Source organism: Daejeonella sp., from assembly GCF_037719425.1.
Classification (GTDB): Bacteria; Bacteroidota; Bacteroidia; order Sphingobacteriales; family Sphingobacteriaceae; genus Daejeonella.
The window spans coordinates 1-15,866 of sequence record NZ_JBBJNI010000026.1 but is presented as its reverse complement, the minus strand read 5'-3'; the positions used below and the strand labels follow the sequence as shown (position 1 = coordinate 15,866).

Genomic DNA, 15,866 nt, shown 5'->3' with positions numbered 1-15,866 from the left:
GAATTGTAAATTAGTTCTTTTCGTAATTCTCACAGATCTCGGCAATGGAATCCTTAACGGATCTGAACTTCAAATTTAGAGCCTTTTTAATTTTATCATTAGAATAATTCTGCTTTTTGAAAGCAGTCCTGACAGTATCCTTGTTTAAACTATTCTCAGTTCCAGTCAGCGTTGCTATTATTCCTTTTCCTAACCTTGCTGCATTAAGCATCCATGGCTGTAAAGCAAGTGCAGGTGCCTTTTTGTTAAACCTCGCTGCTATTTCTGTAAACAGATCACGATAGGTCCAATTCTCAGCACTTATTATAAATCGCTCGTTGGAAATATTGCTTTCCATCAGGCTTATCATTGCCGAAACAACATCATCAACATCAACGTAACCAAAACTCCCTCCGGGATAATATGATAATCCCTTTCTGATCGTACTGAATATCTGCCCGCTTCCGTCACTGCCGGTATTTTTGCCTATAATTATTGATGGATTAACTATCACCGTTTTTAATCCCTCCGCAGAAGCACGGAACACTTCCATCTCACTTTCGTATTTGGAAACGGAATAACTGCTTTGGCCTGTGCCAAATTCCCAGTGATTTTTCTCAGTTATAAGTTCATTATGTTTACTGTTCCCCACCGCCGCGACTGAGCTTACGTGCAGGAATTTTTCGATGTTGTTTGCAACAGAAGCGTTCAGAAGATTACTCGTTCCTTCAATGTTCACCTTCATCATTTGTTTCTTATCCTTTTGTTTAAAGGATATAAACGCGGCACAATGATAAACTTTTTTAATCCCCTGCATGGCATCGTCCAGGGCGGAATAATCCAGAAGATCTGCATCCACCCATTCAATCAGACCTTCATTTTTAAGGATCTCGGGAATTATAGAAGAGCCGCGTTTAAGGGCGCGAACTTTTTCTCCTTTTAACAACAAAGCTCTGACTAATTCTGACCCTAAAAAACCGGTGGCGCCGGTGACTAATACCATCGAATGAATTTTTTTTAATGCTTTCAAAAGTAGTTGAATAAAGTGATATTTGCTTCCAGTCTGTTGCCACAATCTTCGCCTCAGACTAAATTGTTTAACGGGAGCTAATCGATTAATCGATCTCAGAACTAATTTCCTATGTCATTATCCGATTTTTTATCTCCCGTAACTTATACTTCCCCAACAAATGGTTTCTACACGAGTCATTTAGGTTCAAAACTGGAAATCTATAATTCAGATTTTCCTGATCTTGAAAGTAATACCTACGACATAGCAATTGTTGGCGTTCAGGAAGACAGGAACGCAATCAACAATTCTGGAACCGCACTTTCTGCTGATCATTTCCGCGAGAAGTTTTACGCCCTCAACGAAGGGAATTACTCAACGAGGATTGTAGATCTGGGAAATATTAAGGCTGGTCATACGGTTTCGGATACGTACGTGGCGCTTAAGCTCGTCGTAACTGAACTTATAATAATGAACATCCTTCCGGTGATTATCGGCGGCGGCCAGGATCTTACCTATCCGCAGTTCATGGCCTATGAGGAACTGGGGCAGAAAGTAGACTTGCTGGTTGTAGATTCTCATTTCGACCTTGATGATGATCCTGAAGGCGTGAATGGAACCACTTCTCATTCCTATCTGAACAGGATCTTTTTACACGAGCCTAACTACTTATTCAATTACAGCAACATTGGCTACCAAACCTATTTTGTTAATCAGGAAAGCCTGAAGGTAATGGATAAGTTATATTTTGATATTCACAGACTTGGTGATTTCTCGAGCTCCATAACGATAGCCGAGCCTATCATACGTAATGCCAATATGATCAGTTTCGACATGGCTGCTATCCGTTCCTCGGATGCCGTTGCAAATGCGAACGCCACACCTAACGGATTTTATGGTGAAGAAGCATGCCAGATCTGCCGGTATGCGGGCATGAACGATAAGCTGTCGTCAATAGGATTTTATGAATTTAATCCTGAGTACGATCATAATGGCCATACAGCATTGCTGCTTGCGCAGATGGTCTGGTATTTCGTCGATGGGTTTTACAACCGGAAGAAAGAACATCCCTTACTTCCCAAATCGCAATACATCACTTTTCGTGCTAGCCTGAAGGACGGATCTCACGAACTGGTCTTTGTAAAAAGTAAAAAGTCCGACCGCTGGTGGATGCAGGTACCCTACCCAACTGGCTTGTCTAAAAACGAACGCCATCATTTAGTGCCCTGCAGGTATGAGGATTATCAATTAGCAAACTCAGGTGAAATGCCGGATCTGTGGTGGCGAACCTATCTGAAACTTAATTGAGTTATACGTTGTAAGTTATACGTTCACGTGTTGGTGCCTAACTCCCCGGGTACTATTTACAGCGTTTAGAAACGTAAAACGTATAACGTAATACTCTCGCCTTTGGCCTAAAATCCTTACCTTCAAACCCAACCACAAACATCCTTAAAACCTACCATGCTCCTACTCGGCATCGACCTCGGCACTTCTTCAATTAAAGTTTCGGTATTAGATTCAGAAACACGACGATGTATTACCAGTGCTCAATATCCTGAAATAGAGAGCGAGATAATTGCGTTACAACCAGGCTGGGCGGAGCAGCCACCCGAAATGTGGTGGGAACATGTGCAGCAGGCTATTTTAATATGTAATGCCAAGAAATTATATGATCCACAGGATATTGGGGCTATAGGCGTTGCTTACCAGATGCACGGTTTGGTGGTGGTTGATAAAGATCAGAATGTACTCAGGAATTCTATTATTTGGTGTGACAGCCGTGCGGTTGAAATTGGGAATCGCGCTTTTGATGCCATTGGAGGTGAAAAATGTTTGAGCGAAATGCTTAATTCTCCCGGGAACTTTACAGCTTCAAAACTTGCATGGGTTAAAGAGAATGAGCCCGATATTTACCAGAACATCGATAAGGTTATGCTTCCCGGGGATTTCATTGCGATGAAGCTCACCGGGGAGATCACAACCAGTATCTCAGCACTTTCGGAAGGCGTCTTCTGGAATTTTAAGAAAGATGAAATATCCGGGGAGGTCATGACTCAATATGGATTCGAGAAGGAGGTTATCCCGGAGGTACGTGATGTATTCTCAGAACATGGAAAACTAAAGACAAAAATTGCGTCCTTGCTTGGACTTAGTCCGGGGATACTCGTCACTTATAAAGCAGGCGACCAGCCCAATAACGCACTATCCTTAAATGTGCTCAAGCCCGGTGAAGTAGCTGCCACTGCAGGAACATCAGGTGTCATTTATGGGGTTACAGATCAACTGACTTACGATAAGCAATCCCGGATCAACACTTTTGCCCACGTTAATTATACTACCCGACAGAAACATCTTGGAGTTCTTTTATGCATTAACGGCACCGGGATCCTCAATCGCTGGGTTAAAAACACTTTTGCTGCAGGAACCTCCTATGATCAGATGAATGCTGATGCAGCAAGGGTAAAAGCTGGCAGCAATGGAATGCGTGTCATTCCGTTCGGCAATGGTGCTGAGCGTATGCTGAATAATAAAACTGTCGGTGCACATATTCATAACCTCGATCTCAATGTTCACAAGCCGGCCGACATCTTCCGTGCGGTGCAGGAAGGAATTGCCTTTTCGTTTCGCTATGGTTTGGATATCATGCGCAAAAACGGAATGAACCCTACCGTCATTCGGGCAGGTAAAAATAATATGTTTTCAAGCGAGGTATTTACCGAGGCATTTGTAAATGCATGCGGCGTGCCGGTCGAGCTTTACGAGAACGATGGGAGTGTAGGAGCGGCAATTGGTGCCGGTATTGGTATTGGAGAGATGACCCTGGAAAACGCGTTCAGTAATGTGAAGGCCTTAAGATTAATTGAGCCACAGATCAAGAGAGAGTATGATGAGATTTATCGGGAATGGAAGAGGTTACTGGAAACTCATCTTAAATAAGGATTGACTTGCGAAGTCTAAGTCCGAGCTAAAAATAACTTCGCCAGTCTACAAAAAAAATTATGAGACTTGCGAAGTTTCTTGCATATCGGAGATAAACTTCGGAAGTCAGTTATTTGCCTGGCTTTTTAAAATGATGATCCGCAAATCTTATAAAGTTAGCCCAGTCGAATCCCGTCATGTTATGGACTCCAATACGGTTATGATAACCAAGAGGCGACTGAATTACAGCAGAATTAGGTGCAGGTAGTTGTGTGCCCAGAGCCGACTTTAACCGATATAAATTATAAACCTCCTCCGCATTTTTTAGCGCCAGGAATGTACCTTTCGGATCGGCCCAAAGATCTTCGGTCGCATTTGTCGCATACACCGGCCTGGGTGCCACAAGCCCGATCAGCATGTGCTGGTCAACCGGCAATAGGCTTTCTTTGTCGTTGAACTTTTTGTAATTCGTGTTAAACCAGTGCGGGAAGGAAGTGTTGATTCGTCTGATCCGTTCTCCGAATTCTCTGCGTGCCAGTTTCGCGCCGGTACTTCCGGAGCAGTTGGTAATGCAAAGCGCAAACCTTTGGTCCTGTGCAGCTGTCCACAAGGAAGCTTTTCCTCCACGCGAATGTCCGGCAATTGCGACTTTGTCTTTATCGATAAGCGGTTCTTGTTGAAAATAATCCATTACGCGACTTGCCCCCCAGGCCCATGCACCAATAGCGCGCATGCCATTATCCGCAGATAGCTGCTCGGGATATAACTGAAGCACACCGTTCATGAAGAGCTTGGGATCATCGGGCGCCAAATCTGCATTGTGGAATGCAGCCATAGCATAGCCGGCTTCGATCGCCTCTTCTGTCGGCCAGAAATCACTTTTAACTATGCGCGTCGGATCAGTTTGATCTTTTGCCCTATTGTTAATGAGAAGAAATGCAGACGCAGGTTTCGGTGCATTGTTTGGGATGAATAATACAAGGTTTATTTTCACACTCTTATTCAGCCTGAATACTTCAATAAGAACTTCTTTAAGATGTGCCTTACCATTCATGGCTTTGGCGTTCTCATTGCTCAGCGTGTAACGGATGCTGTCGTAATCCTTCGGCAGCTGCCCGTAAATGTTATCCTCAAAAAGCCTTAATATTTCAGGCCTCCTTGTTTTCTCCCACTGGTTTTTATTGGTTACCTGTTTGCCAGCCTGTGTCTTAAGAGCTTTCGGCAAAGTATACTTGGGTACCTTAGTCTCATCGTAATTTGGTTCATTCTGATCTTGTGCCTTTACTGAAAATATTGTTATGAAAAAGATGAATGAAATTAGCGAAGCCCTCATAAGATTTGATTTTAATGCAAATTAAGAAAAGCCGGGTGTTTTTAGAAACTAATTATGCTCGCAGCGCTGACTTGCGAAGTCTGTATCAGTGCGGAAAATGACTTCGCCAGTCTATAAAATTGAGTACGCTACTTGCGAAGTTTCGTGCATATCGGAGATAAACTTCGCAAGTCAAAAACTCATTCTCACATAAATTCTATAAATTAGAAGCCTAAACAAAAGCTATGTCATCTATAACTCTGGGCAACAAAGAATTCTTTAATGGAATCTCTCAAATAAAGTATGAAGGCCTCCAGTCCGATAATCCACTGGCATTTCGCTGGTACGACGAAAATAAGATTGTTGCCGGTAAGACCATGAAAGAAACCCTTCGTTTCGCCTGCGCTTACTGGCATTCATTTGTTGGGAATGGTGGTGATCCTTTCGGCGAACCAACTCACATTTTCCCATGGGATGAAAAGTCTGATCCCGTTGAGCGAGCAAAGGATAAAATGGATGCAGCATTTGAGTTTATCACTAAAATGAACCTGCCTTATTACTGTTTCCATGATGTAGATGTAGTTGATTATGGAAATAATATCCTTGAAAATGAAGGGCGTTTGCAAGCCTTAACCGAATATGCAAAACAAAAGCAAAAAGCCAGTGGTGTAAAGCTTTTATGGGGAACAGCTAACTTATTCTCGCACCGCCGTTACATGAACGGTGCAGCCACCAATCCCGATTTTCACGTCTTAAGTCATGGAGGAGCCCAGGTAAAGGCTGCGCTAGACGCGACGATAAGCCTTGGCGGTGAGAACTATGTTTTCTGGGGTGGACGCGAAGGTTATATGAGCCTTTTAAATACAAACATGAAACGCGAGCAGGAGAACTTTGCACGTTTCCTTCACACAGCAAAAGATTACGCACGCGGACAAGGGTTTAAGGGAACATTCTTCATAGAGCCAAAGCCATGCGAGCCAACAAAACACCAATACGATTATGATGCCGCTACGGTGACCAGCTTCCTTCGTCAATACGATCTGATGGAAGATTTCAAGCTCAACATTGAAGTAAACCACGCCACTCTTGCCGGACATACGTTCCAGCACGAATTACAGGTTTCTGCTGATGCGGGCCTTTTGGGATCTATCGATGCAAATCGCGGCGACGTACAAAATGGGTGGGATACTGACCAGTTCCCGAATAATATAAATGAGCTCACCGAAGCGATGCTGGTAATTATCGAAGCAGGCGGATTTCAGGGTGGTGGCATAAACTTCGATGCTAAGATCCGCAGAAACTCAACTGATCCGGCCGACTTATTCTATGCCCATATCGGGGGGATGGACACTTTCGCTCGGGCTTTAATTGCTGCGGACAATATCCTCAACAAATCTGATTACAAGAAGATCCGCAAAGAGCGCTATGCTTCATTTGACTCCGGTAAAGGCAAGGATTTCGCAGCAGGAAAACTTTCTTTGGAAGATTTGAGAGCCTTTGCAATTGAAAAAGGCGAGCCTGAAGTTAGGAGCGGAAAGCAGGAGCTGCTGGAGAATTTGGTCAATAGGTATATTTAAAATTGTTGTAGTAATCCGAAAAGAAACTGGAGGGAGTGGGACAAGAATTTCGCTAATCGTTACTGTCAGCTGATAATCTGTGTTCCATTCTCAACTCCCACCTCATAAACCAGCATCTCAACCCCCGTCTCTTTTTTATACATCTCTGAAACTTTCTTAGTCAGTCTCTCAACCGCCTCATTTTTAACCAGGTTGATCGTACAGCCGCCAAAGCCTCCTCCCATCATTCTTGCACCCAATACATTGGGATCATCTTTGACCATGTCGACTAAAATATCGAGCTCTTTACAGCTCACTTCATATAATTTACTTAGGCCATCATGCGTCTCAAACATCTTCTTCCCGAATGCCTCAATGTCGTTATTCTCCAAATCTTTGCACCCAACCAGTAACCGCTGAATCTCTGCTACTATGAACGTGCAGCGATTATAGACTACTTCATTTACAGGCTTCACATAACTCAGCAAATCTTCCTCAGTTACATCCCTCAGGCTTCTGACTTCTGATTTCTGACTTCCGCCCTCAGACTTCCGTTCCCTTACCAACCGCACCCCCTCCTCACACTGCTCCCGTCGCTCGTTGTACGCCGAAGACGCCAGCGAATGCTTCACCCTTGTATCGAAAAGCAGGACCTTAACAGCCTTCAGGTTAAATGGAATGTAGGTATACTCCAGGCTTTGACAGTCCAGCCGGATCAAATGATTCTGTTTGCCGAACATACTGGCAAACTGATCCATGATGCCGCATTTCATTCCCACAAACTCATTTTCAGCTGCCTGCGAGATCTTAACCAGATCCATTTTGGATACCCCCAACCCAAATAATTCATTAAGCGCATAAGCGGTTGCACATTCCAGCGCGGCTGATGAGGAGAGTCCAGCCCCTGGCGGTATGTCCCCGCCAAAGACAATATTGAAGCCTTGCTTCGCTGCGCTCGCAAAGACATGTTGCTTTGTTGCATTAGTGATACCACTGTTGCTGTCATCCTGAGCAAAGCGAAGGACCTGCTCAACCACTCCCAATATATAATCCGGCCACAGCTTCCCCGATCTAACAATCTGGTCAGTTGTTGTAGTATGATGGTCATTATAATCCAGCGAGTGTAAATGGATCTCGTTATCCTCCCGTATCTGAATGCCAATATAGATGGCCTTGTCAATAGCGGCCGGCAATACGAATCCCATATTGTAATCTGTGTGCTCGCCGATCAGGTTTATGCGGCCGGGGGAACGGATAATCACAGGCTCCTGGTTAAAGAGCTCACGGAATTTGGATCTTATAGTTGAAGGATAGTCTGATATCTCTGCAGGCATGTATAGACGTTTTTTCAAACTTGTGATTTTATTAGCAGTTATTCAAATCTCATTTATGATGCTCTAATCCCGGCGGCTCTGAGGTATAAGTAACACGGCTACATTTGCCGTTTATTTGCCGTTCATTAACCGTTTAAAAAATTACCAGTGCCCGATGACTCGATAAGTATCAATGAAATAATTTCCCACTTGTCCCGTTGGAGTATTTCAGAATATTCTGGCTAATTTTAGCGGTTTACATATCTTATAAATGAGGTGTCTTAAATTATATTTTCTCTCTTTCCTGTTTGCTGTTAGTGCTTCTGCGAGCGCACAACAAGGTTCTTTTACGATTAATGGAACTATTGATAAATCCTTAAAGGTCGACGCGATTTATTTTGGTCAGGGCTCATTTGTGAACGCACAGCAACCTCAGATAAAGAAAATCCCTGTTAAAAACGGACAGTTTGTGATCACCGGGAATATTCCTGAGCCAGGGCCCGGGTATTTATCCCTGGCAGGCGACCTCAAGCCAAAGGACCCTTCGGAGTTTAAGCAGTTCGTGCTTGACAAGGGAAATATAACGATCATCATTAAGAATAAGCTGTCAGCAGCGGTTATTACCGGTTCAAAAGCTAACGAGGACGTGCTTAAGTACACTGCCGGACAATCGCCCTACATGGCTAAACTCAGTGCTTTGAATGAAGCTGCAGAAAGGCAATCACAAATGGGCGTCCCGCTTGACACCATTATAAAAATGTATTCTCCATCCCTTAAAGAGGCAGGCAATGATCTGATCGCTTATCAGAAGAGCTATATTGAGAAGAACCCTTCGGCAATTATCTCTGCACTGATACTTCCCGAAATTGCCCGCTCTTCGTATAACTTCCTGGAAGCAGAAGCTTCTTTCAATAAACTGGATGCCAGCGTGAGGCTGAGCCCGACGGGCAAAGCAATAAACGAGTATATTACAAGGGAAAAGAAGACATCGGTAGGAGCTATTGCTCCGGGGTTTACTGCAGCAGATACCGCGGGCAAGAAAGTCGCGCTGTCATCCCTCAAAGGAAAATATGTCCTGCTCGATTTCTGGGCAGCTTGGTGCGGCCCCTGCCGTCAGGAGAATCCTAATGTTGTGCGTGCATTTCAGAAATTTAAAGATAAAGGATTTACTGTTTTGGGCGTGTCCCTGGATCGTGATCGCAAAGACTGGCTCCAGGCCGTGCGGGATGATAAATTAACCTGGACGCACTTATCTGAACTAAAACATTTTGAAAGCCCAACTGCAGTGCTTTACGGTATTGAGAGTATACCGAGAAATTTCCTGCTGGATCCGAATGGAAAAATAATTGCCAGAGACCTGCGTGGTCCGGATCTGAATGCTAAGTTGGAAGAGGTTTTGAAGGAGCAAGGCAAAGAATAAAGAGGATACTAGTTGCCTGATACCGGCTACCCGTTATTTGGCTGGGCGGAGAAATCAAACGCCTAATTAACCGCAAAGCCGAGAAGATTTACGTAGAGTTCGCAAAAGCATTCGCTCACTCTCTCTGCGTCCTCTGCGGGTACTCTGTGTTCTCTGCGGTTAAATTCGAGAGGCTATGATCGTAAGGAACGTTCGGTGGTAAACCTTTTGCCGCGCTACACTCGCAATGACAACTGCTTGCATTTTGTGGAGGTCTTGATTCTTGGTTCCTGGCTCTTGGTTCACCTACATTAAATCTCCTCCAATATCCGCCCTGAAATATCTCCCGTCGAAATAGATCCTGCCAGCATCGGCTGTTGCTTTCTGTACAGCATCAAACATATTGTCCTGAAGCGAAGTGATCGCGATTACTCGTCCGCCGTTTGATTTTACAATGCCATTGTCCAACTCAGTACCCGCGTGAAAAGCCACAGAGTGCCTGAGGTTCTCTATTCCCGTTATCGCTTTTCCCTTTAGGTATTCCCCCGGATACCCGCCGGAAACGAGCATGATCGTTGCTGCGATCTTAGAGGATATCTTAAGCTCCTTTTCTGCAAGGTTTTCTTCAGCAACGCCTTTGAAAAGCTCTATAAGATCGCTTTCAATCCGTGGGATAACACTCTCTGTTTCAGGATCACCCATACGCACGTTATATTCGATCACATACGGATCTTTGCCTTCAGGAGTATGTGAAGCCATAAGCCCGATAAATATGAACCCTTTATATGGTATATCATCTTTCATTAATCCTTCGATCGTGGGAATGATAATACGGTCTTCAACTTTCTTCATGAATTGAGCATCCGCAAAGGGAACTGGAGAAATTGAACCCATACCGCCGGTATTTAAACCGGTATCTCCCTCGCCGATCCGCTTGTAATCTTTAGCCTCCGGAAGGATCTTGTAAGATTTCCCGTCAGTGAGCACAAAAACAGACAATTCTATCCCTGTAAGGAATTCTTCAACAACAACCATGCTGCTGGCCTCGCCAAACTTCGCATCAGCGAGCATCGCTTTTAGTTCGAGCTTTGCTTCGCCAAGGGTCTCACATATCAGCACGCCCTTACCTGCAGCCAGGCCATCAGCTTTTAAGACGATAGGAAGTTTTTGAGTTTCAAGATACTCTAAGCCTTCCTGTAAAGTATCCACCGTAAAGGATTTAAAAGCTGCTGTCGGAATGCCATGCCTGATCATGAACTGTTTAGAAAAGTCTTTGCTTCCCTCAAGTTGCGCGCCCTCTTGCTGCGGACCAATAACTGGAATATCCTTCAGATCTGCGCGGTCAAGGAAGTAGTCATGAATTCCTTTCACAAGTGGCTCCTCTGGTCCAACAACCACCATCTTGATATCGTTTTTAAGAACAAAAGTGCCTATCCCATCAAAGTCAGTTGCTTTAAGGTTAACATTCTTTCCCAATGCGGCAGTTCCACCGTTTCCGGGAGCTATGTATAACTGCGATAAAAGAGGACTTTGAGCCATTTTGGATGCGAAAGCGCTTTCACGCCCGCCGGAGCCTAGGAGGAGGATATTCATGATGCGAAGATAAAGAATTCACAATTGAGAAGATGAGCAAATTTGGAAATGAGCAAATGGGAGGATGTACAAATACCCGATTTGATCTTATGAATCCTATCATCCTATAAATCCTATTCTCATAATAAAATCGTAATTTTGCACTCCATTTATGCCATTCTGACTTTGATATGGCAATGGCTTAGTTGTTGTGTAAACTTGATTTCAACAGTACCATATATATGTTAGCTATTTTAAATAAACTTTTCGGAAGCAAATCTGATCGCGATATAAAGATAATTCACCCTATTGTTGAAAAAACAAAGGAAGAGTACGCCAGGTTAGCCGCATTGAGCAATGATGAATTGAGACAAAAAACCCTCGATTTTAAAGCGCGCATTGCAGAATTTCTGACTTCCATTGATAAAGAAATTTCTGACATAAAGCTAAAAGCTGAAGCTGCTGATCTTCCTGTCAATGAGAAAACGGCTATCTACGATGAGCTGGATAAACTGCAGAAAGACCGTGATAAAGAACTTGAGAAAGTTTTGATGGACATACTGCCGGAGGCTTTTGCAGTAATGAAAGACACTGCCCGAAGGTTTACTGAAAATAAAACATTAGAAGTTACCGCTACCCAGGCCGACAGGGAACTTGCTGCACGCAAGCAGAACGTTGTTATCCAGGGAGACAAGGCAATCCACCATAATACATGGCTGGCTGCTGGTACCGAAGTGACATGGAATATGATCCACTACGATGTTCAGCTGATAGGTGGTGTCGTTCTTCACCAGGGTAAGATTGCGGAGATGGCGACAGGTGAAGGTAAGACCCTTGTTGGTACACTTCCGGCATATTTAAATGCACTTTCAGGACAGGGTGTTCATATTGTGACCGTAAACGATTACCTGGCACGACGTGACTCTGAATGGAACGGGCCACTCTTTGAATTTCACGGCTTAACTGTCGATTGTATTGATAAACACCAGCCAAATTCCGATGATCGGAGAAGAGCTTACGGAGCTGATATCACCTTCGGAACAAATAACGAGTTCGGATTTGATTACCTGCGTGACAATATGACATTGAACCCGGAAAGCCTGGTACAACGGAAATTACACTTTGCGATGGTAGATGAGGTGGATTCAGTATTGATCGATGATGCCAGGACGCCTTTAATTATTTCCGGACCAATTCCGCGCGGCGATGAGCATGAGTTCTATGAATTGAAGCCAAGGATCGAAAGGTTAGTTACCGCTCAAAAGAACTTTATTGTCGATGTTCTTAATCAGGCAAAACGCTCCATTAATGCAGGACAGGCCGGACCACAGGATGGCGGTTTAGCATTGCTTCGTGCATATCGCGGTCTGCCAAAGAGCAAGGCGTTGATAAAATTCCTTAGCGAACCGGGCATGAAACAAGTCCTGACTAAATCGGAGCACCACTACATGGAAAATCAGAACAAAGAAATGCCGACCGTTGATGCGGAGCTGTTCTTTGTGATAGATGAAAAAAATAACCAGGTTGAGTTAACAGAAAAAGGTATAGAGCTGATCACCACTTCTGGCGAGGATCCGCATTTCTTTGTGATGCCGGATGTAGGTACTGAAATAGCAGAACTTGAGAAGTCAAGTCTTTCAACAGAAGAAAAGATTGAAAAGAAAGATGCACTGATGCGTGATTTCTCAATTAAATCTGAGCGGATCCACTCGATCAATCAATTGCTTAAGGCTTATACTTTATTCGAGATCGACGTTGAATATATAGTAGACGAGGGTAAGATCAAGCTGGTAGATGAGCAGACAGGCCGTATTATGGATGGTCGCCGTTATTCTGACGGGCTTCACCAGGCGATTGAGGCTAAAGAAAATGTAAAGGTTGAAGATGCTACTCAGACTTACGCAACTATCACCCTGCAGAACTTCTTCAGAATGTACCATAAGCTGTGCGGCATGACTGGAACAGCAACAACGGAAGCGGGCGAGCTTTGGACGATCTATAAACTTGATGTTGTTGAGATTCCTACCAACGTTACTGCTCAGCGTAAGGACCATGAGGATATGGTGTACCGTACTGTTCGTGAGAAATATAACGCAGTGGCGGACGAAATTACAACACTAACTCAAGCTGGCAGGCCGGTACTTGTGGGTACTACCTCGGTCGAAATTTCGGAGTTGTTAAGCCGCATGCTGAAATTAAGGGGTATTAAACATAATGTACTTAATGCGAAACTCCACCAAAAGGAGGCCGATATAGTTGCTGAAGCGGGTCAGGCAGGGACTGTTACTATTGCAACCAACATGGCTGGCCGTGGTACTGATATCAAGCTTGGCGCAGGAGTTAAAGATGCTGGAGGTTTGGCAATTGTAGGTACTGAGCGTCATGAATCGCGCCGTGTTGACAGGCAGCTGCGTGGCCGCGCTGGTCGGCAGGGTGATCCGGGCTCAGGCCAGTTCTTTGTTTCACTGGAAGATAACCTGATGCGCTTATTCGGATCTGAAAGGATCGCAAACATCATGGTGAGAATGGGTATCGAAGATGGGGAAGTTATCCAGCACTCGATGATCACTAAATCAATTGAGCGGGCTCAGCGTAAGGTCGAGGAAAATAACTTCGGAGTACGTAAGCGTTTGCTTGAGTATGATGACGTAATGAACTCCCAGCGTTCTGTGATCTATGCAAAACGCAAGAACGCCTTATTTGGCGAGCGTCTGGATGTGGATTTGAACAACACCATTTTTGATGTTGTTGAAGATATCGCTACAGAATACAAAGAAGATAATAACTATGAAGGATTCCAGATGGAGGTTATCAGGATCTTCTCTGTAGACCCTGAAATTTCTGATAAGCAATTCGCAGAATTAAATGCCCATAAGCTTACTGATGCAGTTTTCGCCCGGATAGATGATTTCTATCACCGCAAGCTTGAAGCTGTTGCTCAGCAAACTCTTCCGGTGTTGAAAGATGTGCTGCGCGAAAGAGGTGATCATATCGAAAACATAATTGTTCCGTTCTCTGATGGTGTTCGTCAGGTTCAGGTGTCCACAAATCTAAAAAAGGCGGTAGAGACTGGTGGTTTCGAGGTATTCAAAGCATTCGAGAAGACGGTGGTGCTGGCTCTGATCGATGATGCCTGGAAAGAACATTTACGTGAAATGGATGAGTTGAAGCAGTCTGTTCAGAATGCTGTTTACGAACAAAAGGATCCATTGATCGTTTATAAAATGGAAGCCTTTAATATGTTCAAGCAAATGCTTGCAACGGTAAACAAAGATATTGTCAACTTCTTGTTTAGAGGAAATATACCATCACAGGATCCGGAGCAGGTGCGTGAGGCGCGTCCTCAGCCCAAGCAGGATATGAGTAAATTGAAGGTTTCAAAACCCGAGCTTGTCCATAGCGCAAGTGGTATGCCTGTTGATGATACCAGGGAAGTACAAAAAGCACAGCCAATTCGTGTGGAGCAAAAGATCGGCAGAAATGATCAGTGCCCTTGCGGAAGCGGTAAGAAATATAAAAACTGTCACGGAGTAGGATTAGATTAATTGATGCACAGGAAACTGATCATAGGTTTATTATTTAGTTTCTTTTTAACACAAGCCGCTTTAGCCCAGCAGGGGAAAGTGACTGTGATAAAGGATCCGCAGATAGATAGCCTCATTTCCCGACGTCTTGCCCTTAGTCGTTTGGGCAGCAGCGGTAATACGGTCACCAGCCTTGGGTATAGGGTGCAGATCTTTTCAGGCCTTGGCCGGGACGAAGCGTATTTGCAGCAAAGTAAATTCAAATCGCTTTTCCCGGGTATTGGCAGTTATGTCAGCTATACCCAGCCAAATTATAAGGTTCGGGTAGGTGATTTCAGGACAAAGCTGGAAGCACAGAAACTTGTGAACGACCTCAAAAAACAATACACCTCTCTCTTCATTTTTGCCGAAAGAATAAATCCCAAATAATGCTTAAAGAAAAGATCAGCCAGTTGGCACAGGACATTCATAAGGAGGTTGTCGGAAACCGCAGGCATCTGCACGCCAATCCTGAATTGTCATTCCAAGAATATGAGACTTCAGCATTTGTAAAATCTAAACTGGATGAGCTGGGAATTACTTATCAGAATATGGCCGACACTGGGATTGTCGCGCTCATCACAGGATCTAAACCTTCTGATGCCGTAGTAGCGCTTCGGGCTGATATGGATGCACTGCCAATCATTGAGGCTAATGATGTTCCTTACCGTTCGACAAAAGAGGGAGTGATGCACGCATGCGGCCATGATGTCCATACTTCATCATTGCTTGGAACGGCAAAGATCCTGACCCAATTAAAAGATGAATTTGGCGGAACTGTTAAGCTGATATTCCAACCTGCGGAAGAAAGGCTGCCAGGTGGTGCAAATCTGATGATCAAAGAAGGGGTCCTTGAAAACCCAAAGCCGCAAGCGGTTATAGGTCAGCATGTGATGCCCCTGATCGAATCGGGGAAAGTAGGTTTCCGTGCAGGTAAGTATATGGCATCAACCGACGAGATATATGTCACAGTTCATGGCAAAGGCGGCCACGGCGCACAACCACAACAAAATATTGATCCTGTAGTTATTACGTCCCATATTATCATAGCCCTGCAGCAGATTGTTAGCCGCGTGGCAGATCCGAAGATGCCATCTGTGCTTTCCTTTGGAAAAGTTATCGCTAATGGTGCAACTAATGTCATTCCTAACGAAGTTAAGCTCGAGGGTACGTTCAGAACAATGGACGAAGAGTGGAGAGGCCAGGCTCATATAAAAATGAAGAAAATGGCAGAGGGCATT

At 44.3% G+C, this 15,866-nt stretch carries 11 protein-coding genes; 7 read left to right on the top strand and 4 right to left on the bottom strand.

Annotated elements, in window-relative coordinates:
* Nucleotides 1-10: 10 nt before the first annotated feature.
* Nucleotides 11-982 (bottom strand): NAD-dependent epimerase/dehydratase family protein, encoded by a 972-nt coding sequence (locus tag WKF69_RS05490; protein ID WP_340380181.1) that lies wholly within the window; start codon nucleotides 980-982, stop codon nucleotides 11-13.
* A gap of 138 nt (nucleotides 983-1,120) precedes the next feature.
* Between WKF69_RS05490 and WKF69_RS05485 the strand changes: the two genes are divergently transcribed.
* Both WKF69_RS05485 and WKF69_RS05480 read left to right on the top strand, forming a co-directional pair.
* Complete coding sequence (locus WKF69_RS05485) at nucleotides 1,121-2,296, top strand: formimidoylglutamase (RefSeq protein ID WP_340380179.1); 1,176 nt, start codon at nucleotides 1,121-1,123, stop codon at nucleotides 2,294-2,296.
* Between the two features lie 156 nt (nucleotides 2,297-2,452).
* On the top strand, nucleotides 2,453-3,928 hold the full coding sequence (locus WKF69_RS05480) for an FGGY family carbohydrate kinase (protein WP_340380177.1): 1,476 nt from the start codon (nucleotides 2,453-2,455) through the stop codon (nucleotides 3,926-3,928).
* Between the two features lie 112 nt (nucleotides 3,929-4,040).
* Here the strand turns inward: WKF69_RS05480 and WKF69_RS05475 are convergent, their stop codons facing one another.
* On the bottom strand, nucleotides 4,041-5,243 hold the full coding sequence (locus WKF69_RS05475) for a prolyl oligopeptidase family serine peptidase (RefSeq protein ID WP_340380175.1): 1,203 nt from the start codon (nucleotides 5,241-5,243) through the stop codon (nucleotides 4,041-4,043).
* 224 nt (nucleotides 5,244-5,467) lie between these two features.
* On the opposite strand from WKF69_RS05475, the gene xylA reads away from it, so the two are divergent.
* Entirely contained in the window at nucleotides 5,468-6,799 is a 1,332-nt protein-coding gene (xylA, locus tag WKF69_RS05470) for a xylose isomerase (protein WP_340380173.1), read from the top strand.
* A 65-nt stretch (nucleotides 6,800-6,864) separates the two neighbouring features.
* Here xylA and galK read toward each other — a convergent pair whose 3' ends face one another.
* Complete coding sequence (gene galK, locus WKF69_RS05465) at nucleotides 6,865-8,130, bottom strand: galactokinase (protein WP_340380171.1); 1,266 nt, start codon at nucleotides 8,128-8,130, stop codon at nucleotides 6,865-6,867.
* A gap of 232 nt (nucleotides 8,131-8,362) precedes the next feature.
* Here galK and WKF69_RS05460 point away from each other — a divergent pair, with 232 nt between their 5' ends.
* Nucleotides 8,363-9,511 (top strand): TlpA disulfide reductase family protein, encoded by a 1,149-nt coding sequence (locus tag WKF69_RS05460; RefSeq protein ID WP_340380169.1) that lies wholly within the window; start codon nucleotides 8,363-8,365, stop codon nucleotides 9,509-9,511.
* 285 nt (nucleotides 9,512-9,796) lie between these two features.
* On the opposite strand, the gene purD is transcribed toward WKF69_RS05460, so the two are convergent.
* Nucleotides 9,797-11,083, bottom strand: a complete 1,287-nt coding sequence (gene purD / locus WKF69_RS05455; protein WP_340380167.1) for a phosphoribosylamine--glycine ligase — start codon at nucleotides 11,081-11,083, stop codon at nucleotides 9,797-9,799.
* Nucleotides 11,084-11,304: 221 nt separating this feature from the next.
* Between purD and secA the strand changes: the two genes are divergently transcribed.
* The 3 genes from secA to WKF69_RS05440 form a co-directional block, all read left to right on the top strand.
* A complete protein-coding gene (gene secA, locus WKF69_RS05450) occupies nucleotides 11,305-14,607 on the top strand; it encodes a preprotein translocase subunit SecA (RefSeq protein WP_340380165.1) in 3,303 nt (1,100 codons plus the stop codon).
* A gap of 3 nt (nucleotides 14,608-14,610) precedes the next feature.
* A complete protein-coding gene (locus tag WKF69_RS05445; protein WP_340380164.1) occupies nucleotides 14,611-15,015 on the top strand; it encodes an SPOR domain-containing protein in 405 nt (134 codons plus the stop codon).
* On the top strand, nucleotides 15,015-15,866 hold an 852-nt coding region (locus WKF69_RS05440; protein WP_340380162.1), incomplete at its 3' end, for a M20 family metallopeptidase. The genes WKF69_RS05445 and WKF69_RS05440, both read left to right, overlap by 1 nt.

Coding starts and splice junctions, on each gene's coding strand:
- WKF69_RS05490 (WP_340380181.1), bottom strand. CDS start 982: ATGGTATTAGTCACCGGCGCCACCGGTTTTTTAGGGTCAGAATTAGTC.
- WKF69_RS05480 (WP_340380177.1), top strand. CDS start 2,453: ATGCTCCTACTCGGCATCGACCTCGGCACTTCTTCAATTAAAGTTTCG.
- xylA (WP_340380173.1), top strand. CDS start 5,468: ATGTCATCTATAACTCTGGGCAACAAAGAATTCTTTAATGGAATCTCT.
- purD (WP_340380167.1), bottom strand. CDS start 11,083: ATGAATATCCTCCTCCTAGGCTCCGGCGGGCGTGAAAGCGCTTTCGCA.
- WKF69_RS05460 (WP_340380169.1), top strand. CDS start 8,363: ATGAGGTGTCTTAAATTATATTTTCTCTCTTTCCTGTTTGCTGTTAGT.
- WKF69_RS05485 (WP_340380179.1), top strand. CDS start 1,121: ATGTCATTATCCGATTTTTTATCTCCCGTAACTTATACTTCCCCAACA.
- WKF69_RS05475 (WP_340380175.1), bottom strand. CDS start 5,243: ATGAGGGCTTCGCTAATTTCATTCATCTTTTTCATAACAATATTTTCA.
- WKF69_RS05445 (WP_340380164.1), top strand. CDS start 14,611: ATGCACAGGAAACTGATCATAGGTTTATTATTTAGTTTCTTTTTAACA.
- secA (WP_340380165.1), top strand. CDS start 11,305: ATGTTAGCTATTTTAAATAAACTTTTCGGAAGCAAATCTGATCGCGAT.